Here is a 20,582-nt window from a genome sequence, read left to right as displayed (position 1 = left end):
GGGCGCTTCGTCATTGTGAGCGGAGCGAAGCAATCCAAGGGCCGCAGGGCTGAAAGGCTTGAACCCAGTCCCCCTGGATTGCTTCGTCACACGCTCCTCGCAATGACGGCAGTCGTCGACGCTCCGCCCGAGAATGACGGCCTGCATTCCTCGAAAGCCGGAGTGCCGTCTTTTCCCTTTCTTCAGCTTGTCCCCGGTCCGATCACGTCGACCTCACGTCTGCGTGATCGTGTTCAGATTCGGTTCAGGTCGGCGCCGCCATTGTCCGACCACTGACAGGCTCGGAGACAGATCCCACGAAGGGAGCGTCCGGGCCGAGGGACCGTGGGGGTCCGTTTGAAGCGCGTGGATGCAAGGAGCGCCAGCTACCTGCTGGCCGCTATCGGCTTTGTCGTGGCATGGGCCGTCCTGTGCTGGCCCTGGCTCTCGGGGTCGGTGACGATTCCATTCGACGCGAAGGCGCATTTCCAGGCGCAGGTGCAGTTCCTCGCCAATGCCCTGCACACCGGCCAGTCGCCGTTCTGGAACCACAACATCTTCGGTGGTTCGCCGCAGATCGCCGATCCGCAATCCCTGATCTTCTCGCCCGCCATCCTGCTCGCGCTGTTCAACTCCGCACCGAGCTTCCGCGCGGTCGATGCCTATGTGCTGGCGCATCTGCTCGTCGGCGGGCTCTGCTTCCTGATGTTCTTCCGCGACCGGGGCTGGCATCCGGCCGGTGGGCTGATGGCCGCGCTGGTCTTCGCCTTCGGCGCCTCGGCCGCCTGGCGCGTGCAGCATGTCGGACAGATCGCGAGCCTCGCCTTCTTCGCCATCGCCTTCTGGCTGACGGCGCGAATGCTGCAGCGGAATTCGATCCTTGCGGGCGTGCTCGCCGGTCTGGCCGGTGGGCTGATGGTGCTGGAGCCCGACCAGGTCGCGCTGCTCGGCGGCTATGTGCTCGTCGCGGTGGTCGTGGCGCATTGGATCGAAGGTGGCTGGCCGGCCGTCCGGGCAAGCCTGCTGCCGATCGGTGCCGCTTGCTTCGTGGGCATTGCCGTGATCGCCATGCCGCTGATCTGGACCTTCCTTTTTGCGGAGGCGACGACGCGGCCGGAGATCGGCCTTGTCGAGGCCGGGCGTGGCTCGCTGCATCCGGTCTCGTTGCTGACCGCCTTCATCGGTGACCTGTTCGGGGCCAAGGACCCGGTCATCGATTTCTGGGGGCCCTACAATACGCCTCAGCGGGCGATGGAGCTCGCGCTCTCCGAGAACATGGCGCAGGTCTATGTCGGCGCGCTGCCGCTGTTGCTGATGCTGGCGCCGGGACTGACGCGCGGCTGGCTCTGGGACAAGGCCGTCCGCCCGCTTACGCTGTGCTTCGTCTTCATGGTGCTCTATGCGCTTGGCCGCTACACGCCGCTGTTTCATCTGGTCTACGATTATCTGCCGGGTGTGAAGCAGTTCCGCCGGCCGGCCGACGCGACCTTCCTGGTCGGTGCGCTGGCCGCTCTGCTCTCGGGCTATGTGCTGCATCGCGTGCTGACCGCGCCGGAAGGCACGTCATTCAAGCGCGACCTCGCCATCGGCGCAGGGCTCGTGCTCGCCAGCGTCCTCACCGGGTTCGTGGTCGCTTATGACGACGGGCATCTTCGCGATGCTCTGAAGCCGGTCGCCTTTGCCGTCGGTTGGTTCGTGATCGCGGCAGGCGGGGTGCTGCTGATGCGGCGCTGGCGCGGCGCGGCCGGCTCAGCCGCAGCCCTCGTGCTCGTCACCGCCGTCGTGGCGGCCGATCTCGGCGTCAACAACGGCCCCAACGATTCCACCGCGTTGCCGCCGCAGATGTACGACGTGCTGCAGACGGACACGAAGAACGACACCATCGCGCTGCTGAAGCAGCTGACGTCGGCTACTCCGGGCTCGACGCGCCGCGACCGGGTCGAGCTTCTCGGCATGGGCTTCGAATGGCCAAACGCCGGCATGATCCACGGCTTCGACCACACGCTCGGCTATAATCCGCTGCGGCTGGAGGAGTTCTCGGAGGCGGTCGGCACCGGCGACGGGGTTGCCGCGCCTCAGGATCGCAAGTTCACGCCGCTCTTCCCGTCCTATCGCAGTCGCCTCGCCGACCTGCTGGGGCTGCGCTACATCGCCTCGCCGGTTCCGATCGAGCAGGTCGACCAGAACCTGCGCGATGGCGATCTCAAGCTGATCGCGCGGACGAAGCAGGGCTATGTCTACGAGAACCCGCGGGCGCTGCTGCGCGTGCAGTTCGTCGGCGGCTGGCAGCTCGCCGATTTCGAGAGCATGCGGCTGTCCGGCCACTGGCCAGAGACCGATCCGCGGCAGGCCGTGCTGCTCGATGTCGAGCCGCCTGTGGCGACGCCGGAAGGGCCGGTTGCGGTCGAGGCCAGCGTCCGGCTGACCGACTACCGCAATTCGCGCGTCGAGATCGAGGTGACGACGCCGGCTGCCGGCTTCGTCGTGCTCAACGACATCTGGCATCCCTGGTGGCGCGTCGAGGTGGATGGCGTCGAGGCCGAGATGCTGAAGGCGAACGTCATTTTCCGCGCCGTGCAGGTGCCGGCCGGCACCCACAAGGTGCGCTTCAGCTTCCATCCGCTCGACGGCGCCATCGCCGAACTGAGGGCGCGCATCGATCCGCAGGAGCCTGAGGATGCGCTGCCGCAGCCGCCCAGGTCGGACCGCGAGGCTCCGCAGATCGTCGCGGCGCCGTCCGATGGGCCGCGACTCGCGGGGCCGTCGGAGAGCGTGCGCAATTCGCTTGGTCTGGGCGCGGGGGCGGGCCAGCCGGCGCGCAGCGGCACCGCATCGGCGCAACTGCCCGGCGACGCCTCGGCGCACTGAGGGTCCGGGGCGTCATTCTCGGGCGAAGCGAAGCGCAGACCCGAGACACTCTCGCGGGATTAGGTGTCTTTTCGTCCTGAGATGCTCGGGGCAAGCCCGAGCATGACGGCCGATTTTCGCCGTCAGGCCACCCCGAGCTTCTTCTGCAGGCTCGTCGAGGAGGTGGTGTACTGGAAGGTCAGCCGCTTCTCCGGATAGACGTAGCGGTGGATTTTCTGGGCGCAGAGCGCGGCTTCGTGGAAGCCGCAGAGGATGAGCTTCAGCTTGCCCGGATAGGTGTTGATGTCGCCGATGGCGAAGATGCCGGGTGTGCTGGTCTCGAATTTCTCGGTATCGACCGGGATCAGGTTTTCATGCAGGTCCAGCCCCCAGTTCGCGATGGGGCCGAGCTTCATCGTGAGCCCGAAGAAGGGCAGCATCGCATCACAGGCGATCTCGAAGGTTTCGTTGTCGGTGCCGCGGCAGATCGCGGCTTCGAGCCTGCCATCCTCGCCTCTGAGCGCCATCACCTGCCCGAGCTTCAGCTCCATCGCGCCCGCTGCGACCAGCGCCCGCATCTGCTCGACGGAGTGAGGAGCGGCACGGAAATCGTCGCGGCGGTGCATCAGCGTGACGCGCTTCGCGATGGGCTGGAGGTTGAGCGTCCAGTCCAGGGCCGAATCGCCGCCGCCGACGATCAGGACGTCGCGGCCGCGAAGCTCCTCCATCCTGCGCACGGCATAGAAGACCGAGCCGTCCTCGTAAGCCTCGATGCCTGGGATCGGCGGCTTCTTCGGCTGGAAGGAGCCGCCGCCGGCCGCGACGATCACCGCCTTCGTGTCGAAGATCGTGCCCGCGTCCGTCGTGACGCGGAAACGCGGCGCCTCCGCGGTGCCGGTGGGCGTGACGGCCTCGATCATCTGGCCGAGATGGAAGGTCGGTCCGAACGGCTTGATCTGCTCGACCAGGTTGTCGACCAGCCCCTGGCCGGTCACCATCGGAAAGCCGGGAATGTCGTAGATCGGCTTCTCCGGGTAGAGTTCCGCGCACTGCCCGCCGAGCTTCGGCAGGATGTCGACGAGATGCGCGCGGATGTCGAGCAGCCCGAGCTCGAAGACGGCGAAGAGGCCGCAGGGGCCGGCGCCGACGATGACGACGTCGGTCGTGATGACTTCGGTCTCGTCAGCGGCGCCTGCCTCGCTCATCGTGCTGGCCTCGTCTTAAGTCAGGCGCCCGTTTCGCCGACGAGGCCCGCCTTGGCGATGCCGGCGAGCGCTGCGATCTCGTCGTTGTCGGAGGTGTCGCCCGAGATGCCGATGGAACCGAGGACCTCGCCTTCGGGCGAGCGGATCAGGACGCCGCCGACGACCGGGACCAGCGAGCCGCCGGTGGCATGCGTCGCGCCCTGGATGAAATAGGGCCGCTCGATCGCGAATTTCTGCAGAGCCCGGCCGCCGAGCCCGAGGGCGATGCAGCCATCTGCCTTGCCGGTCGCGATATCGCCGCGCTTCAGGGGCGTGCCATCCTGGGCGGTGAAGAGCTTGAGCGCGCCGCGCGCATCGACGATCGCGATGGCGAGAGGCTTGAAGCCGTTTTCCTTGGCGTGGGCGAGCACGCCGGCGAGGATGGTTTCGGCCTGGGCAAGGGTCAGCATGGGAAGCTCCGTTTTCAACGCAAGCGTTCTTGCCAGCCGAGGGGCGCAGAGGGAAGGGGCCTGCGCAAGGCACGCGTCACGAAGAGGGTGCGTCATCAAGAAGTCGCGATGCGGGGCAACACAACCCTTGGCCGTCGTCCGCTTGCGCATGACTAGACGACGATGCTTGATAGCGTCGCGACACAGGGAGGACATCTCAATGGGTTTGTTCAGTTTCATCAAGGAAGCCGGCGCGAAGATCTTCGGATCCAGCGAGGCCAAGGCCGCGTCCGCCGACGATTTGAAGAAGGAGTTGGCGGGGCACGGTCTGCCTTCCGACATCAATGTCCAGATCGATGGCGACAAGGTGAAGGTCTCGGGCAAGGCCGTCTCGACCGAGGAAGCCGAGAAAATCATCCTCGCGCTGGGCAACACCACCGGCGTCGCACAGGTCGAGTCCGAACTCGCGGTGACCAAGGAGACGCCGGCGGCAGTGTTCTACACGGTGAAGAAGGGCGACACGCTCTGGAAGATCGCCGAGACGCACTACGGCAAGGGCCAGGGCGCGAAATACACCGAGATCGTCAAGGCCAACACGCCGCCGGTCAAGAACCCCGACCTGATCCTGCCCGGCTGGGTGCTGCGCATTCCGCCGCTCGCGGCCTGACAGTGTTTTGCCTTAGCGCGGCCGCGAGCTCATGCTCGCGGCTGCTTTTTCGTTTTTGAAGGTACCCATGATCGTCAACGACCTCGACATCGACGCGGTCAAGGCCGGGCTGAGCGACGGCTCGATCCTGATCGTCGATGTGCGCGAGCCGCATGAATTCGCCGCCGGACATATCCCCGGTTCGATCTCGCGACCGCTTTCGCAATTCGACCCGGCGGATCTGCCGAACGAGCCGGGCAAGCGCCTCGTGCTCTCCTGCGCCGCCGGCGTCCGCTCCCGCCGCGCGCTCGAATTCGCGCAGTCGGCCGGGCTCGACATCGACAGCCACTATGCCGGCGGCTTCAAGGACTGGCTGATGCATGGCGAGCCGGTCGCGCAGGACTGACGGCGCGTGCCTTGCGTCTCGTGCGCGGCGCACGCGATAGACGAAGGAAAAGATCGATGACCCTCCGAGCCTTTCTCCGCCGTGCGGCCTGCGCCACCACTCTGATCATCGCCGTGCCGGGCGCTGCCTGGGCACAGGGCGCGGCGACGGCTCCGGCCGCGACCGCGGGCCGGGTGCAGGATGACGACCTCCAGGCCGCGATCGCCAAGTCGAACGCCTATACGGCGCTGATGAACCGCACGCTGCGGGCCATCCAGTCCTGGGAGCGCTATGGCAGCTGGGTCGACATGAAGAAGGGCCCGACCGGCAAGGAGCGCTACATCGGTTACGGGCTCTACAGCCTCTATGACGTCAACAGCGAGATCAAGAAGGCCGAGGAGGCGATGGCGCGCGAGCCGAGGCTGCCGGCGATCGACGAGACGATGGGCCGCTACATCAAGGCCTATCAGGAACTCGCGCCGCTGATCACCCGCGCCGAGCGTTATTACGACCGCAAGGACTATCGCGACGACAATCTCGCCGAGGGGCAGAAGCTGCATGCGGCGATGGTGCCCGCTGCCAAGAGCTTCCTCGACGAGCGCGCCAAGATCGATGCGCTGATGCGCGTCTACAAGCGCGGCCTCGACCAGCGCGAGCTGGCTTCCGTCGAGCAGCGCGAGGGCAGGTCGGCCCGCTGGCAGGTGCGCAACATCATGATCAATGCGCGCGCCGTCATGGATTTGATGCCGAGCAACGAGCAGCCGATCGTCGACCTCAAGGCCTTCAACGCCGCCATCGCCGATTATGCCGGCGCCGTCCGCGAGATGGACGCCTTCAAGGACAAGGAGCCGAAGGGCGTGCCCATGATCGACAGCCAGGCGGGCTCCTGGCTCGGCAAGCTGCGCGATTTCAGCGACAAGCTGGCCAAGAGCAAGGGCGACGTCCGGCGCGGCGCGGCGAGCGACGCCAACTGGATCGTCAACAACTACAATACGATGGTTTCGCTGTCGGATTCGGCGATCCGCATGTCGCGATAAAGGCCAATGCGCTGCGTGCGCCCCTCGGCGGCATGCGCCGGGGGATGACGTCGCGCGTTTTCTGTTCCAGTCTTTCATTCGAACTAACTGAGGATATGCCTCATGCGTCCCATGAAATTCGGTTTCGGCCAGCCTGTGCGGCGGGTCGAGGATCAGCGTCTGACGACCGGCACCGGCCGCTACACCGACGACATCGCCACCGAGAGCGCGCTGCATGCCTTCGTGCTGCGCTCGCCCCATGCCCATGCCCGCTTCACTGTGGCCGACACGGACGTGGCGCGCGGGATGAAGGGCGTTAAGATGGTCCTGACCGGCAAGGATGTCGCCCATTACGGCGACCTGCCTTGCAAGGGGCACATCAAGACCGTCTCGGGCGACATGTCGAAGTCGCTCCCCGTGCCGGTGCTGCCGCCCGACACCGTCCGCCATGTCGGCGAGGCGGTCGCCTTCATCGTGGCGGAGACGCTGGCCCAGGCGCGCGACGCAGCCGAGGCTATCGCGATCGACTGGGACCCGCTGCCCGCCGTCAACGGCATCGAGGACGCGCTTGAAAAGGACGCTCCGCTGGTCTGGCCGGACCGGGCGGGCAACGTCGCCTTCGAGGCCGAGCAGGGCAACCGCGAGAAGACGGAGAAGGCCTTCGCCAAGGCGGCGCGCACGGTCTCGCTGACCATCGTCAACAATCGGCTGGCCTCCAACTACATGGAGACCCGCGCCTGCATCGCCGAATACGACAAGGCGGATAAGCGCTGGACGCTGACGCTGGGCAGCCAGGGCAGCCATGGCATGCGCGACCTGATCGCGAACTATGTGCTCAAGGTCGATCCCAAGCGCATTCGCGTGGTGACGCCGGATGTCGGCGGCGGCTTCGGCACCAAGATCTTCCTCTACCGCGAATATCCCCTGGCGATGATCGCGGCCGAGAAGCTGAAGCGCCCGGTGCGGTGGGTGGCCGATCGCACCGAGCATTTCCTCGCCGACACCCATGGCCGCGCCAATCTCGCCACCGCGACGATGGCGCTCGACGCCAAGGGCAAGTTCATCGGCCTCAAGGTCGATCTCGCTGCCGAGATGGGCGCCTATCTCTCGCAGTACGGGCCCTTCATCCCCTGGGTCGGCACGACGATGACGCCGGGCTGCTACAACATCCCGGCCGTGCATGTGCGCTTCCGCGGCATCCTGACCAACACCACCCCGGTCGACGCCTATCGCGGCGCGGGCCGGCCCGAGGCCGCCTATCTGATCGAGCGGCTCGTCGATGCCATCGCCCGCGAAACTGGCAAGTCGCCGGATGCGGTGCGCGCGCTTAATTTCGTCAAGCCGACCGAGATGCCGCACAAGACGCAGACTGGGCCGGTCTACGATTCCGGCGAGTTCGAGGGCCATATGCGCCGCGCCATGGACGTCGCGGACTGGAAGGGTTTCAAGACCCGCCAGAAGGCCTCGACCAAAGCCGGCAAGATCCGTGGCATCGGCATGGCGAGCTATATCGAGGCCTGCGGCGGCGGGGGGCCCGAGAGTTCCACCGTGATCCTGGAGAAGGACGGCACCGTCACGGTGCTGATCGGCACCCAGTCGAACGGGCAGGGGCATGAAACGGCCTATTCACAGCTCGTCTCGCAGCATCTCGACATCTCGATGGACCGCATCCGCGTCGTGCAGGGCGATACCGATCTCGTCGAAACCGGCTCCGGCACCGGCGGTTCGCGCTCGATTCCCGTCGGTGGTGCGGCGCTGAACAAGGCGACCGAGATCCTGAGCGACAACCTCAAGCAGCTCGCTTCCGAGAAACTTGAGGCGGGCGTCGGCGACCTCGAGATCGTGGGCGGCGCGGTGCGCATCGTCGGCACGGACAAGGCGCTGGATCTCGCGGCCATCGCCGCGCTGCCGGGCGCGACGCCGACCCTGCTCAAGGTGCACCAGAGCTGGACGCCGCCGGAGGCGACCTATCCGAACGGCACCCATGTCTGCGAACTGGAGATCGACCCAGGCACCGGCGGCACCGAGATACTCAACTATGTCGTCGTCGACGATTTCGGCGTGACGCTGAACCCGCTGATGCTGCAGGGCCAGGTCCATGGCGGCTCGGCGCAGGGCATCGGCCAGGCGCTGATGGAGGAAATCCGTTTCGATCCGGATGGGCAGATGCTGACCGCGACCTTCATGGATTATGCGCTGCCGCGCGCGATCGATATCCCGAACTTCCATTTCGAGACGCGCAATGTCCGCTGCGTCACCAACGCCATCGGCGTGAAGGGCGCGGGCGAGGCGGGCGCGATCGGCGCCTGCCCGGCCGTGATGAACGCAATGATCGATGCGCTCGACCGGGCGGCCGGGATCAAGAAGATCGACATGCCGGCGACGCCGGTGAAGGTCTTCAACGCGCTGAAGGAAGCGGGCTACGGGCTTTGATGCAAGATCGGTCTTGCGCTCCCGCAAGCCCGATCACGCAATCGCTAGTTGGATTGTTTGCAATCATTCGCTGATCTGGAGAAGTTCTAAACGGCACTAGTCGTGCCGCCTTGCTTCAAGGGAGAAAGCGAATGATCCGAAGCGTTGTCGTCCTCGCCGGCCTTGCGGTCGGCTTCTGCGCCGTGTCGGCGCAGGCCAATCCGATCGCAGAGCGCCAGCAGGCGATGAAGGCCGTGGGCGCGGCGACGCGCGAAGGCGCGGCCATTGCCAAGGGCGAAGCTCCCTTCGAAGCAGCCAAGGCGCAGGCCGTCTTCAAGGCCTACGCCGATGCGGCGAAGAAGCTGCCGGCGCTGTTCCCCGACGACTCGAAGACGGGCGGCGAAACCACCGCTGCGCCGAAGATCTGGGAGGACCAGGGCGGGTTCAAGGCGGCTCTGGCCAAGTTCGAAGCCGATGCCACCGCTGGCGCAGGTGTGACGGACCTCGCCGGCTTCCGCACCGCCTTCGGGGCGGCGACGAAGAACTGCGGCGCTTGCCACGAGGCCTATCGCGTCAAGAAGTAGAGCGCGGGAAACGCTCCGCGGAACCCCTCTCCTGCATAGAAGTCGGCTGTTGCCGACTTCGACACGTCGAGTGCCGATCTCGGGCAGGCCCGAGATCGGTGAGAGGGGCAGGGGCGAGGTTTAGGCCCCGGGACCAGCGGAGCGCCGCCCTGACCGCGGGGGCAGGTCACCGCCGCAGCGTCCAACGGCCTACCCCTCATCCTGCCCTAGCCCTCCGGGAGAGGGTTCCCCGCGCTATCCGTGCATGACGATGGCCGCCCGGAACCGGCGGCACTGGAACGCTTCTGATTCCAGGGTTGCAGGGCGACCGTCATCGCGTCCAATCTACCGACTGCGCCTTCCGGAGAAGCCGATGCTGCTGCTGCGCCGCCTGCTCGTCACGCTCGTCCTGCTGGCGGCGCTGGCGTTTGCGGGCTTCTATGTCCTGACCGACCCGCGCGTCGTCTCGCCTTCGCCGGAGATCGGCGCGCTGCCGGCGGCGGATATCGAGAACGGCAAGCTGCTCTTCGCAGCGGGCGGCTGCGCCTCCTGTCACGCCACGCCGGGGCAGGAGGAGAGGACGCGGCTCGGCGGCGGGCGCGCGCTCGCCTCGCCCTTCGGCACCTTCCATGCGCCCAACATCTCGCCGCATACGCGAGACGGCATCGGCAACTGGGGCGTGCAGGATTTCGTCGACGCGATGGCGGCGGGCGTCTCGCCACGGGGACAGCATTACTATCCCGCCTTCCCTTACACCTCCTACAGGCTGATCCCGCCCAAGGCGCTGGCGGATTTGTTCGCCTATATCCGCACCCTGCCGCCGGTGGAGGGCAGGGCGGCCGCGCATGACCTGCGCTTCCCCTTCAACATCCGCCGGCTCGTCGGCGGCTGGAAGCTGCTGTTCTTCGAGGGCGCCTCCTTCCGGCCCGACCCCGCCAAGAGCGAGAGCTGGAACCGCGGCGCCTATCTGGTCAACGGCCCCGGCCACTGCGCCGAATGCCACTCCGCCCGCAATGCGCTCGGCGCCATCGTGCCCGCGACGCGCTTCGCCGGCGGGCCGGACCCGGAGGGCAAGGGCATGGTGCCGAACATCACCCAGTCCGAGAACGGGCTCGCCAAATGGTCGGTCGAGGAGATCGCCGAGCTGCTCAAGACCGGCTTCACCCCGAGCTTCGACAGCGTCGGCGGCACGATGGCGGAGGTGGTGCGCAACATGGCGCAGCTCCCCGACGCCGACCGGGCGGCTATGGCGGAATATCTGAAGTCGTTGCCGGCGGTTGAGGGACCGAAGGGGCGGTAGGGCGGGAGACGATGGTTCAGTCGGGTATGGGTCGGAAGCGGAACTTCCTCGAACAGAAATCCGACCAGTCAGCTATTGGGAAGGTCCATCCACTTCCGAGTTGCTTCAGCTTCCTCGGCCAACTGCGCGAGCCGCCTTTTCCTTTCTTCCTCCATAACTTGGTCGTACAAGTCAGAGCCGTAGATAGGTTTTCCATTTACGACAAAAGGAACCTCGTCCGAGACTTTCGGCGAGGAGGCAGGGGAGATCTCCAATAGCCGCGTGAGTGCTCGCTTCAAAACGTTGGGCCCCAGTCAATCATGTTGACTTCCGCGTGGGGGGCTTCACGTCATTTGTTGTGCGTGCGCCATTAACGCTCGGTGACTTCAACGCGGAACACCGCCGTGCAGCGTCCGCTATGGGCCGGAAGCGGACATCCGACGTCAGAGCCGAGACCTCCGCCAAGGGGCGATGTAGCAATCTCCGCAAAGCGCGCGTCGGAGATTGCGCATGACGTATCGGCACTCGATAATGCATGCAGACCTCGGAAGAACGGATGCCGATGAATGAGGGTCCTCTTCTGCCTGTTCGGCTCGCTTGCTGGCTTGGTGCTCGGTTGGTTCATGACGGCCGCTGGCGCCCTCGTCGTGGGAGAGCTGGCTGGTGTCTCCCAGTTCGAAGGCGCGTTTGCGATGGGAGCGGTTTTCCAGCTCGGGCCGTTGGGTGGGTTGTTTGGAGCCGTGCTCGGCGGTTGGCTTGGCTGGCGACGGGCTGGTCGCAAGCGGCGCATTTGAGCCTCCGCTGGGCGTGATCCTGCACGGCACGCGCGTCTTGGCCACGGCCCCTCGTTGGCGGCATAAGACCAACAGCAGCCATGGGTCGATTGCGGGCGCCCTCAGAACTCTGCGTAAATCTCGATGATGTTGTCCTCCGGGTCGCGGAAGAACAGCGTGCGGTGACGCCATTTGGGCAGGTCGGTCGGCCCTCGCAGGATGGGCACGCCCTTGGCGACAAGTTCCTCGTGACAGCGATCGACGGCTGCGAGCGGCACCCGGAAGGCCAATTGGACGGCCGCAGAGCCTTGTGGTCTCGGGCCATCGTCGCAGACGGACCAGGGGCCGCGGGGCCGAAGCGTGAGCAAAGTCGCGCCGAGCCGGAAGCTCACCCAATTCTCCCGGTCCTCGGCGATCGGGAAGCCCATGATCTCGCTGTAGAAATTCCGGGTCTCCTCCATCCTGCTGCACAGGATGACGGTGTAGTCGAGGTTGTCGATTGCGCCGAGGCTCATCATCGTCTCCGCTTAGTCGGATCGTTCTAGAGCATGCCGGGTTTTCGTGGAAACACGGCGTCATTCCGTGAAAGCCTGCAGAAGAACCCGGCGGGCTGGAATGCGCCGGGGTCCGATTCCGGAACCGATCGGGCCAGCTGTCGGTTCATCGGCCGCCCATCACTTCCCGCAACGCGCGAGACCAAGATGAAACTCTCCGGCGGCTGCAATTGCGGACAGGTCCGCTACGAACTCGATGGTGAGCCGGTCCGCGTCGGCATCTGCCATTGCGAGACCTGCCGGAAGGCGTCCGGTTCGGCCTTCTCCTTCTTCGGGATCTGGCCGCGATCAGGTGTGACCCTGTCGGGCGAACTCGGATGCTGGCAGGTCCGGGCGGGGGGCGAGCGCTTCTGCCGGCGATGCGGCTCGCCGCTGTTCTGCTGGGCGGACGATTCGGACGAGATCGAGATCAAGCTCGGCTCGCTGGACAGCCCGCCGAGCGCGCTGTTGCCGGCCTATGAACTCTGGACCATCCGCCGGGAGGCCTGGCTCGCCCACCAGAAGGGCGCGGAGCAGCATGTGCGGGACCGCGAGAAGGCGGGCGATTGAGCAACGGCCGTCATGCTCGCCCTTGTGGCGAGCATCCACGTCTTGAACACCTCTCTGCATGAAGAAAGACGTGGATGGTCGGGACAAGCCCGACCATGACGGGAAAGCTTCCGAGAAGCCGACGCGGCAGCGTCTACTCCATCACCGCCGCCTTGAGGATGCAGACCATCAGCGCGTGTCCCGGCTCGTTGCCGACGCAGCGGACGATGTGGCGGCGGTCGCAGCGGTAGCGCAGCGTCTCGCCGGCCTTGGCGCGCTGGATGATGTCGCCGACCTCGACCTCGAACTCGCCGGCCGTCACCGAGAGCGATTCGATCGAGCCGCGCTGATGGCCTTCCGAATCGAGCTCGCCGCCGGGCTCGGAGGAGACGTCGTACCATTGCAGCCATTCGACGGTCTTGATCCAGCCGATGATGGCGAGCTTCAGCTTGCCGTCCTCCGAGACGAGGATCGGCGTGTCGGCGCGGGTGGTCTTGTCGATGAAGGGCTCTTCCTCGCCGCTGGAGAGGACGCGCTCGATCGAGATGTCGAGCGCCTGCGAGAGCCGCCAGATCGTCGCCAGCGTCGGGTTGGTCTCGTTGCGCTCGATCTGGCTGATGATCGACTTGGCGACGCCGGACTGCTCGGCGAGGTCGGAGAGCGAGAAATTATAGGCCTTGCGCAGGCGCTGGATCGTCTTGCCGAGCTGGCCCGAGATGACCTGAGCCCCGGATTCAAGCTCCCGCCCGCCGCGCTCTTTCGTCTCGATTCCCATCAGGCAGGTTCCATTTTCGATGCCGTATCGTTTGCGACAGCGAACGATCGTTTGCAGAAGCGAACAATGCCTGCTCGCCGCCGGGGGGGCAAGTTTCCTCTTTCGCGGCGTGCCGGGTTTGCTCCCTGCCGCTGCAAGCGGGGGGAGGGCCAGCACCGCGGTCAGGTGATGCGGGTGGGGCCGCCGACTTCGCGCTGCTCGCGTCGGGCGAGGCCGAGCTGGTGCTCGCGCAGGATCACATAGATGCCGGAGGAGATGACGATGAAGGCGCCGATCAGGATCGCCGTCGCCGGCCATTCGCCGAACCAGAACCAGCCGATCGCCACCGCCCAGAGCATGGTCGAATATTCGAAGGGCGCGATCAGCGAGGCGTCGCCATAGCGATAGGCCTGCACGATCAGGATCTGGCCGAGCCCGCCGAGGATGCCGATGACGACCATCAGGAGCGCGTCCCGGGCGTCCGGAATGTTCCAGCCGAGCAGGATGGTGGAGAGGCCGAGCAGGCTGGTCAGCAGCATGAAGTAGAAGACGATCGCGCCGGTGCGCTCGGTCGCGGTCAGGAGGCGAACCTCGACCGAGGCGAAGGCCGAGCAGAGCGCGCCGGCAAGCCCCAGAGCCGCGCCGATGGCGGCGTTGCTCCCGACGGGATGGGCGCCGCTGCCGAGATGCGGCGAGAGCATGATGAGGACGCCGACGAAGCCGATCGTCACCGCGCTCCAGCGATAGATGCGCACCCGCTCCTTGAGGATGAGCGCGGCGAGCACCACCACGGCGAGCGGGCCGGCATAGCCGATGGCGACCGCCTCCGAGAGCGGCAGGAACTGAAGCGCCGCGAAGCCGCAGAACATGCCGGTCGAGCCCATGATGCCGCGCTTGACGTGCCCGCGCATGTTCTCGGTCTTCAGGGCAGCCGGCAGCTCCGCACGCCAGGCGAGCCAGATCAGCAGCGGGATCATCGCGAAGAAGGAGCGGATGAAGACGATCTCGCCTGTCGGATAGCGCGTCGAGATGGTCTTGATCAGAGCGGCCATCAGCGTGAAGGCCAGCGCCGAAATCAGCTTGAGGGAAATGCCGAGGAGAGGGGACAAAGCAGCTGATTCGCGGGAAATGAACTGGTTTCGAGCGAAACCATAGTCCCTTAGATCACGCGGCCGAGGCCCGGCAAAGCGTGAACTCTGCAACCCGGCCAGACGGCAGGCGGGGTGGTTATGATTCGATGAAGCGGGGGCTCCGTCATTCTCGGGCGCTGCGAGGCAGCGACCCGAGAAGCTCCTGCAGGAGAAGGCGCCGCTTTCGGCACGAGATGCTCGGGGTAAGCCCGAGCATGACGCTGTGGCGATGACCTCAGAACGAGCCGCGGAAGGAGCCGCCGTCGATCAGGAAGTTCTGGCCGGTGATGTACCCGGCATGGGCGCTGGCGATGAAGGCGCAGAGCTTGCCGAACTCGTCCGGCGTGCCGAGGCGGCCGGCCGGGACGGCGGCGAGGCGCTGCTTCGTCGCTTCCTCGATGGTGATGCCCTTCATCTCGGCGACCTTGGTGGTCGAGGTCTTGATCCGGTCGGTGTCGAAGACGCCCGGCAGGATGTTGTTGATGGTGACGTTGGCATGCGCCACCTCGCGGGCGACGCCTGAGAGGAAGGCCGTGAGGCCGGCGCGGGCGGCGGAGGAGACGTCAAGGCCGGTGAGCGGCGTCACCACGCTCGCCGAGGTGATGTTGACGATCCGGCCGAATTTGCGCTCGATCATGCCGTCGATGACGCGCTGCACGAGCTCGAGCGGCGTCGCCATGTTCTGCACCACGCCCTCGAGCAGGCCGTCGCGCGTCACCTGGCGGAAGGGCTTCGGCGGCGGGCCGCCATTGTTGTTGACGAGGATGTCGGGGTTGGGAGCGGCCGCCAGCAGGGCGTCCTGGCCGGCCTTGGTCGAGACGTCGGCGACGACGGCGATCACGGTCGCGCCCGTCGCGGCGCGGATGGCGCTGGCGGTGGCTTCCAGGGTGGCGGCGTCGCGCCCGTTGATCACGACGGTGCAGCCGGCCTGAGCCAATGCTTCGGCGCAGCCGCGGCCGAGCCCCTTGCTGGAGGCGCAGACGATGGCCGTGCGGCCGGCAATTCCCAGGTCCATGACTTTTCTCCGTTAAGCATCGTTACATGCGAGGCGCGCAGTCAGAGCATGGATTGGCCGCACCGTCATCAAAGCGCAACGCAAATCAGACAAACGCCCGGAACATCGCAACAACATCGGGCCCTGCGGCATGAGCGACGACAGCGACGCGAAGCAGGTTCGCAGCATCTTCATCTCGGACCTGCATCTCGGCACGCGCGGTGCGCAGGCCGATCTCGTTCTGGAGTTCCTCCGCGCCTACGATGCTCCGCAGATCTACCTGGTCGGCGACATCATCGATGGCTGGAGACTGAAGAACGGCTGGTATTTCCCGCAGTCGCACAATGACGTCGTCCAGAAGCTGCTGCGCAAGGTGCGCAAGGGTTCGAAGCTGATCTACGTCACCGGCAACCACGACGACTTCCTGAGGGACTTCACCGGGCTGCAGTTTGGCGGCATCACGCTCGTCGACGAGGTCGTCCACGAGACGGCGGACGGCAAGCGCCTGCTCGTCATCCATGGCGACCTGTTCGACCTCGTGGTGCGCAACGCCAAATGGCTCGCGCTGCTCGGCGACTGGGCCTACACGGTCGCGCTCGGGCTCAACATGGTGCTCAACAAGGTGCGCCGCTGGATGCAACTGCCGCACTGGTCGCTCTCGGCCTGGGCCAAGGCCAAGGTCAAGAACGCGGTCAACTATATCGGCGAGTTCGAGACCTGCCTCGCCGCCGAGGCCCGCCGTCATGAGGCGGACGGCGTGATCTGCGGCCATATCCATCACGCCGCCTATCGCGAGATCGACGGGCTGACCTACATCAACACCGGCGACTGGGTGGAAAGCTGCACGGCCTTCGTCGAGCATCATGATGGGCGTTTCGAGCTGATCCGCTGGCCGCAGGGCCGGCTGAGAGGGCAGGAGACCGCGCCTGTCGTCGCGTCGACGCGCCCGATACCTGTTCCGGACCTCGTCGAGGCGGCAAGGACCACGCTCCGGCCTCTGGATCTTGCGCGAATTCTTGGCGTTCGGCCGGAAACGGCTGACCGGAAAGCGCGCTGATGCGCGTCCTCGTCGCGACCGACGCCTGGCGCCCGCAGATTAACGGTGTCGTGCGCTCGCTGGAGCGGATGATCCAGGCTGCGCCGGATTTCGGCGTGACGGCGCAGGCGCTGACGCCCGAGGGTTTCCACCAGATCGGCCTGCCGAGCTATCCCGATATCCGTCTCGCGCTGGCGACGCGCCGCGCGCTCGCGGCGCGCATCGCGGCCTTCGAGCCGGACCATGTCCATATCGCGACGGAAGGGCCGATCGGCTGGCTGACGCGCGCCGTCTGCCTCGCGCAGAAGCGCCCCTTCACGACGAGCTACCATACGCGCTTCCCGCAATACATCGCCGCTCGCTGGCCGATCCCCGAGAGCTGGAGCTATGGCCTGCTGCGGCGCTTCCATGGGGCGGCGGCGGCCGTCATGGTCTCGACGGCAACGGTCGAGGATGAGCTGCGCCAGCACGGCTTCCAGAAGCTGGTGCGCTGGGGCCGCGGCGTCGACCTGAGCGTGTTCAAGCCACGTCCGCAGGGCCTGCCCGAGACCATGCCGGCGTCCATGCTCGACCTGCCGCGGCCGATCTTCCTCAGCGTCGGGCGCGTGGCGGTGGAGAAGAACCTCGAGGCGTTCCTCTCGCTCAGGCTGCCGGGCAGCAAGGTCGTGGTCGGCGACGGGCCGGCGCGGGCCGATCTCCAGCGCGCCTTTCCCGATGCGCGTTTCCTCGGCGTGAAGGAGGGCGAGGAGCTTGCGACCATCTATGCCGCCTCCGATGTTTTCGTCTTCCCGAGCCTTACCGACACCTTCGGCATCGTGTTGCTGGAGGCCGTGGCGAGCGGGCTGCCCGTCGCCGCTTTCCCGGTCCAGGGACCGCGCGACGTCTTCGCCGGCAGCGGCGCGGCCGTGATGGACGAGGATCTGCGCAGCGCTGCTCTGCAGGCGCTCCGGGTGCCGCGCGAGGCCTGCCTGGAACTCGCCCAGCGCCATAGCTGGACCAGCAGCGCCGCTCAGTTCTACGGGCATATCAAGCGCGTGGCGCTGCAGGCGGGGTACACACCGGTCGAGCCGGGGCCGACCAGGAACGCGGGCTTCACAACCTTCGCGAGCGGGCGTGGCGGGGAACAGCGGGCGCGGCTGCCGTGGCGCCTGCCGGCTTGAGCTGACTGCGGAAGGCGTCCCGCCGCTCATGAACGGAGGCGATGACGAGGCCCATCGGCACGCCGAGCCCGACCAATGCCGCTTCCGACAATTGCAGGCTGGCCTCGATCGTCTCCGGCACCGCGTCGTTGACGCCGATCTCGTAGAGATGGCGGGCATGGGTCGCGTCGCGGGCGCGGGCGACGATGATGAGGTCCGGACGCAAGGCGCGGGCGGCGCGCACGGTCTCGTCGATGGCGCGCTGGTTGTCGATCGTCACGATCAGGGCGGTCGCTTCCTCGACGCCGCATAGCTTCAGGAAATGGGGCTGCGTTGCGTCGCCGTAGAAGGCCGGGCGGCCGGCGCGGCGCTGGGCGGTGATCAGCGACGCGTCCGAATCGATGACGATGTGGGACTTGCCGTGCTCGTCCAGCATCGAGCTGACGAGACGGCCGACGCGTCCGCCGCCGACGACGATGGCGCGGGGCGTATGATCGGTCGGGGGCGGCACAGCGGCTTCAGCCGGCAGGACGACGGGCACTGCGAGCTTCTGCGCGAAATGGCGGGCGAAGCGCGCGAGCAGCGGCAGGGCGACCATGGTGAGCGAGACGGCGGCGAGCGCGATGCTGCTCGCACGATGGTCGAGCAGTTCGGCGCCGGTGGCGGCGTTGAGCAGCACGAAGGCGAATTCTCCGCCGGGAGCCACCATGATGGCGGTCTCAAGCGCGCTCGCCTGCGACAGCCGGAACCGGCGCGCCAGGGCGAAGATGATGAGCCCCTTCACCCCCAGGAGCCCGAATGCCACGGCAAGGATCGCGACAGGGTGGGCGGCGATCTCGGCGGGGTTCACACCCATCCCGACGGTCAGGAAGAAGACGCCGATCAGCAGCGACTTGAACGGGTCGATCGTGACCTCGATGGCGCGGCGGAACTCCGTCTCGGCGAGCAGGAGGCCGGCGATGAAGGCGCCGAGTCCCATGGACAGGCCCGCCGCCGCGGCGATCAGGCCCGTGCCGATGGCGGTGAGCAGCGTCGCCGCCATGAAGCTCTCGGTGGAATGGCTCGCGGCGACAAGCCGGAAGAGCGGACGCAGTGCGAAGCGCCCGATGACGGTGATCGCCGCGATGGCTCCGAAGGCCTGGATGAACGCCTGGGCCAGGCCGGCGAGCAGCGAACCGCTGCCGTTCTGCGCGTCGAGCACGCCGATGAGGAACAGCAGCGGGATGACCGCCAGGTCCTGGCAGAGCAGGACCGCGAAGCTGGCGCGACCTGCCGTCGTGGTCATCCGCCGCTGGCCGGCCAGCAGCTCGACCACCATGGCGGTGGATGACAGCGCCAGGCCGAAGCCGATGATCAGCGCTGCCGTCGCCGGCTGGCCGAGCGCATAGGCGACGAGGCCGATCGCGCCGGCGCAGAGCCCTACCTGGCCGAGGCCGAGCCCGAACACCAGCCGGCGCATCGTCTTCAGGCGCTCGAAGGAGAGCTCCAGCCCGATCACGAACAGCAGGAAGGCGACGCCGAGCTCGGCCGGGCCGGCCAGCGCCTCGGCGTTCGAGACGGTGAACGTGCTCAGGAAGGGCAGCTTCGAGGAGAGGCTGCCGAGACCATAGGGGCCCAGCAGCGCGCCACAGGCGACGAAGGCAATGACCGAGTTGATCTTGAAGCTCTTGGCGAAGGGCACGACGATGCCAGCCGTCGCGAGCACCACGATGGCATCCCTGTAGGCAGAAGGGTCGACTGTTCCGGCCAAGGCCTGACCTTACGAATCGTGGCGGAAGAAGGTGTGCTCCGACTTTGGCGGCTGAGGGCTGCGCTGCACAACCTTTGAATCGTCACAAGCGAAGAAATTCGCGTTGCGGGACGAGTGGTTAGTAAAAGGCCGCGCTGCCGGCTTGCCAAAAAAGCGGTTCACCTCGGCGCCGGCGATGCGATCGATCATCGCGCGTCCTGTCGGACGCGATAACGATGATCGACCTCGTTGGCGGAGCATCGGAATCGTCCGAAAAGTGGATTCCACTTTTCGGTCCGGTGCTCTAGCGTCCGGAGGCTTGCCCGAAGGAATTTCCATGCGCTTTGCCGGTACCGAGAATTATGTCGCGACCGAGGATCTCACTGTCGCCGTCAATGCCGCCATCCGGCTGGAGCGCCCGCTGCTCGTCAAGGGCGAGCCAGGCACCGGCAAGACCGTGCTGGCGGAGGAGATCGCGGCGGCGCTCGGCGCTCCGCTGATCACCTGGCACATCAAGTCGACCACCAAGGCGCAGCAGGGGCTCTACGAATACGACGCCGTCAGCCGCCTGCGCGACAGCCAGCTCGGCGACCCCCGCGTCTCGGACATCGCCAACTACATCAAGCGCGGCAAGCTCTGGGAAGCCTTCGCGGCTCCGGTCCGGCCCGTCCTGCTGATCGACGAGATCGACAAGGCCGATATCGAGTTCCCGAACGACCTGCTGCTGGAGCTCGACCGCATGGAGTTCCATGTCTACGAGACCGGCGAGACGATCAAGGCGGCGCAGCGGCCCGTGATGATCATCACCTCCAACAACGAGAAGGAACTGCCGGACGCCTTCCTGCGCCGCTGCTTCTTCCACTACATCCGTTTCCCCGATGCCGAGACGATGCAGGCCATCGTCGAGGTGCATTTCCCGGGCATCAAGAAGCGGCTGATGGAGGAGGCGCTGCGGCTCTTCTTCGAGGTGCGCGAGGTGCCCGGCATCAAGAAGAAGCCTTCCACGTCCGAGCTGCTCGACTGGCTGAAGCTGCTGGTGGCCGAGGATATCGGCCCCGAGGTGTTGCGCGAGCGCGACCCGCGCAAGCTGATCCCGCCGCTGCACGGAGCGCTGCTCAAGAACGAGCAGGACGTCTCGCTGTTCGAGAAACTCGCCTTCATGGCCAGGCGCGAGAGCCGTTGACG

General features: G+C 66.5%; 20 protein-coding genes. 12 read left to right on the top strand and 8 right to left on the bottom strand.

The annotated features are described in order from the left end of the window. The first annotated feature begins 324 nt into the window (after nucleotides 1-324). Nucleotides 325-2,847 carry a glycosyltransferase family protein gene (locus tag BoBH3_RS13890; protein ID WP_262331409.1) on the top strand — a complete coding sequence of 841 codons (2,523 nt, stop codon included), beginning with the start codon at nucleotides 325-327 and terminating at the stop codon, nucleotides 2,845-2,847. 122 nt (nucleotides 2,848-2,969) lie between these two features. On the opposite strand, the gene BoBH3_RS13885 is transcribed toward BoBH3_RS13890, so the two are convergent. Together BoBH3_RS13885 and BoBH3_RS13880 are read right to left on the bottom strand one after the other, a co-directional pair. Next, the gene (locus BoBH3_RS13885) at nucleotides 2,970-4,031 is read right to left on the bottom strand and encodes an NAD(P)/FAD-dependent oxidoreductase (protein WP_262331408.1); all 1,062 of its coding nucleotides are present in this window, start codon (nucleotides 4,029-4,031) and stop codon (nucleotides 2,970-2,972) included. Between the two features lie 20 nt (nucleotides 4,032-4,051). Then, nucleotides 4,052-4,480, bottom strand: a complete 429-nt coding sequence (locus BoBH3_RS13880; protein WP_262331407.1) for a GlcG/HbpS family heme-binding protein — start codon at nucleotides 4,478-4,480, stop codon at nucleotides 4,052-4,054. Nucleotides 4,481-4,679: 199 nt separating this feature from the next. Here BoBH3_RS13880 and lysM point away from each other — a divergent pair, with 199 nt between their 5' ends. From lysM to BoBH3_RS13845, 7 genes are all read left to right on the top strand, one after another. Then, entirely contained in the window at nucleotides 4,680-5,126 is a 447-nt protein-coding gene (gene lysM, locus BoBH3_RS13875) for a peptidoglycan-binding protein LysM (RefSeq protein ID WP_262331406.1), read from the top strand. Nucleotides 5,127-5,193: 67 nt separating this feature from the next. Then, nucleotides 5,194-5,511, top strand: coding sequence for a rhodanese-like domain-containing protein (locus BoBH3_RS13870; protein WP_262331405.1), 318 nt, complete (start codon nucleotides 5,194-5,196; stop codon nucleotides 5,509-5,511). 56 nt (nucleotides 5,512-5,567) lie between these two features. Beyond that, on the top strand, nucleotides 5,568-6,527 hold the full coding sequence (locus tag BoBH3_RS13865) for a YiiG family protein (protein WP_262331404.1): 960 nt from the start codon (nucleotides 5,568-5,570) through the stop codon (nucleotides 6,525-6,527). A 102-nt stretch (nucleotides 6,528-6,629) separates the two neighbouring features. After that, a complete protein-coding gene (locus BoBH3_RS13860) occupies nucleotides 6,630-8,939 on the top strand; it encodes a xanthine dehydrogenase family protein molybdopterin-binding subunit (protein WP_262331403.1) in 2,310 nt (769 codons plus the stop codon). A 131-nt stretch (nucleotides 8,940-9,070) separates the two neighbouring features. Next, nucleotides 9,071-9,502 carry a c-type cytochrome gene (locus tag BoBH3_RS13855; protein ID WP_262331402.1) on the top strand — a complete coding sequence of 144 codons (432 nt, stop codon included), beginning with the start codon at nucleotides 9,071-9,073 and terminating at the stop codon, nucleotides 9,500-9,502. Nucleotides 9,503-9,863: 361 nt separating this feature from the next. Further along, nucleotides 9,864-10,781 carry a c-type cytochrome gene (locus BoBH3_RS13850; RefSeq protein WP_410050614.1) on the top strand — a complete coding sequence of 306 codons (918 nt, stop codon included), beginning with the start codon at nucleotides 9,864-9,866 and terminating at the stop codon, nucleotides 10,779-10,781. 545 nt (nucleotides 10,782-11,326) lie between these two features. Beyond that, on the top strand, nucleotides 11,327-11,554 hold the full coding sequence (locus BoBH3_RS13845) for a hypothetical protein (protein WP_262331400.1): 228 nt from the start codon (nucleotides 11,327-11,329) through the stop codon (nucleotides 11,552-11,554). A 101-nt stretch (nucleotides 11,555-11,655) separates the two neighbouring features. Here the strand turns inward: BoBH3_RS13845 and BoBH3_RS13840 are convergent, their stop codons facing one another. After that, the gene (locus BoBH3_RS13840; RefSeq protein WP_262331399.1) at nucleotides 11,656-12,048 is read right to left on the bottom strand and encodes a VOC family protein; all 393 of its coding nucleotides are present in this window, start codon (nucleotides 12,046-12,048) and stop codon (nucleotides 11,656-11,658) included. Nucleotides 12,049-12,234: 186 nt separating this feature from the next. Between BoBH3_RS13840 and BoBH3_RS13835 the strand changes: the two genes are divergently transcribed. Then, on the top strand, nucleotides 12,235-12,636 hold the full coding sequence (locus BoBH3_RS13835; RefSeq protein WP_262331398.1) for a GFA family protein: 402 nt from the start codon (nucleotides 12,235-12,237) through the stop codon (nucleotides 12,634-12,636). Nucleotides 12,637-12,769: 133 nt separating this feature from the next. Here BoBH3_RS13835 and BoBH3_RS13830 read toward each other — a convergent pair whose 3' ends face one another. The 3 genes from BoBH3_RS13830 to BoBH3_RS13820 all read right to left on the bottom strand — a co-directional run bounded on the left by BoBH3_RS13830 (nucleotide 12,770) and on the right by BoBH3_RS13820 (nucleotide 15,514). After that, nucleotides 12,770-13,390: a helix-turn-helix domain-containing protein gene (locus tag BoBH3_RS13830; RefSeq protein ID WP_262331397.1), complete on the bottom strand. Its 621-nt coding sequence runs from the start codon at nucleotides 13,388-13,390 to the stop codon at nucleotides 12,770-12,772. Between the two features lie 161 nt (nucleotides 13,391-13,551). Continuing rightward, nucleotides 13,552-14,478: a DMT family transporter gene (locus BoBH3_RS13825; RefSeq protein WP_262331396.1), complete on the bottom strand. Its 927-nt coding sequence runs from the start codon at nucleotides 14,476-14,478 to the stop codon at nucleotides 13,552-13,554. Nucleotides 14,479-14,734: 256 nt separating this feature from the next. Then, nucleotides 14,735-15,514, bottom strand: coding sequence for an SDR family oxidoreductase (locus BoBH3_RS13820; protein ID WP_262331395.1), 780 nt, complete (start codon nucleotides 15,512-15,514; stop codon nucleotides 14,735-14,737). Nucleotides 15,515-15,644: 130 nt separating this feature from the next. On the opposite strand from BoBH3_RS13820, the gene BoBH3_RS13815 reads away from it, so the two are divergent. Continuing rightward, nucleotides 15,645-16,550 carry a UDP-2,3-diacylglucosamine diphosphatase gene (locus tag BoBH3_RS13815; protein ID WP_262331394.1) on the top strand — a complete coding sequence of 302 codons (906 nt, stop codon included), beginning with the start codon at nucleotides 15,645-15,647 and terminating at the stop codon, nucleotides 16,548-16,550. Further along, nucleotides 16,550-17,689 (top strand): glycosyltransferase family 4 protein, encoded by a 1,140-nt coding sequence (locus BoBH3_RS13810; RefSeq protein WP_262331393.1) that lies wholly within the window; start codon nucleotides 16,550-16,552, stop codon nucleotides 17,687-17,689. The genes BoBH3_RS13815 and BoBH3_RS13810 overlap by 1 nt, the downstream gene beginning before the upstream one ends. Here BoBH3_RS13810 and BoBH3_RS13805 read toward each other — a convergent pair. Together BoBH3_RS13805 and BoBH3_RS13800 are read right to left on the bottom strand one after the other, a co-directional pair. Further along, nucleotides 17,622-19,376 (bottom strand): cation:proton antiporter domain-containing protein, encoded by a 1,755-nt coding sequence (locus BoBH3_RS13805; RefSeq protein WP_262331392.1) that lies wholly within the window; start codon nucleotides 19,374-19,376, stop codon nucleotides 17,622-17,624. The two genes, BoBH3_RS13810 and BoBH3_RS13805, sit on opposite strands and share 68 nt — an antisense overlap. Before the next feature lie 51 nt (nucleotides 19,377-19,427). Next, nucleotides 19,428-19,607 (bottom strand): hypothetical protein, encoded by a 180-nt coding sequence (locus BoBH3_RS13800; protein ID WP_262331391.1) that lies wholly within the window; start codon nucleotides 19,605-19,607, stop codon nucleotides 19,428-19,430. A gap of 127 nt (nucleotides 19,608-19,734) precedes the next feature. Between BoBH3_RS13800 and BoBH3_RS13795 the strand changes: the two genes are divergently transcribed. Then, nucleotides 19,735-20,580: an AAA family ATPase gene (locus BoBH3_RS13795; RefSeq protein ID WP_262331390.1), complete on the top strand. Its 846-nt coding sequence runs from the start codon at nucleotides 19,735-19,737 to the stop codon at nucleotides 20,578-20,580. Nucleotides 20,581-20,582: the final 2 nt, after the last annotated feature.

Source organism: Allobosea sp. BH3 (genome assembly GCF_025499465.1).
GTDB lineage: Bacteria > Pseudomonadota > Alphaproteobacteria > Rhizobiales > Beijerinckiaceae > Allobosea.
Note: the sequence above shows the minus strand (reverse complement) of the source record. Positions and strands in the feature narration are given on the sequence as shown.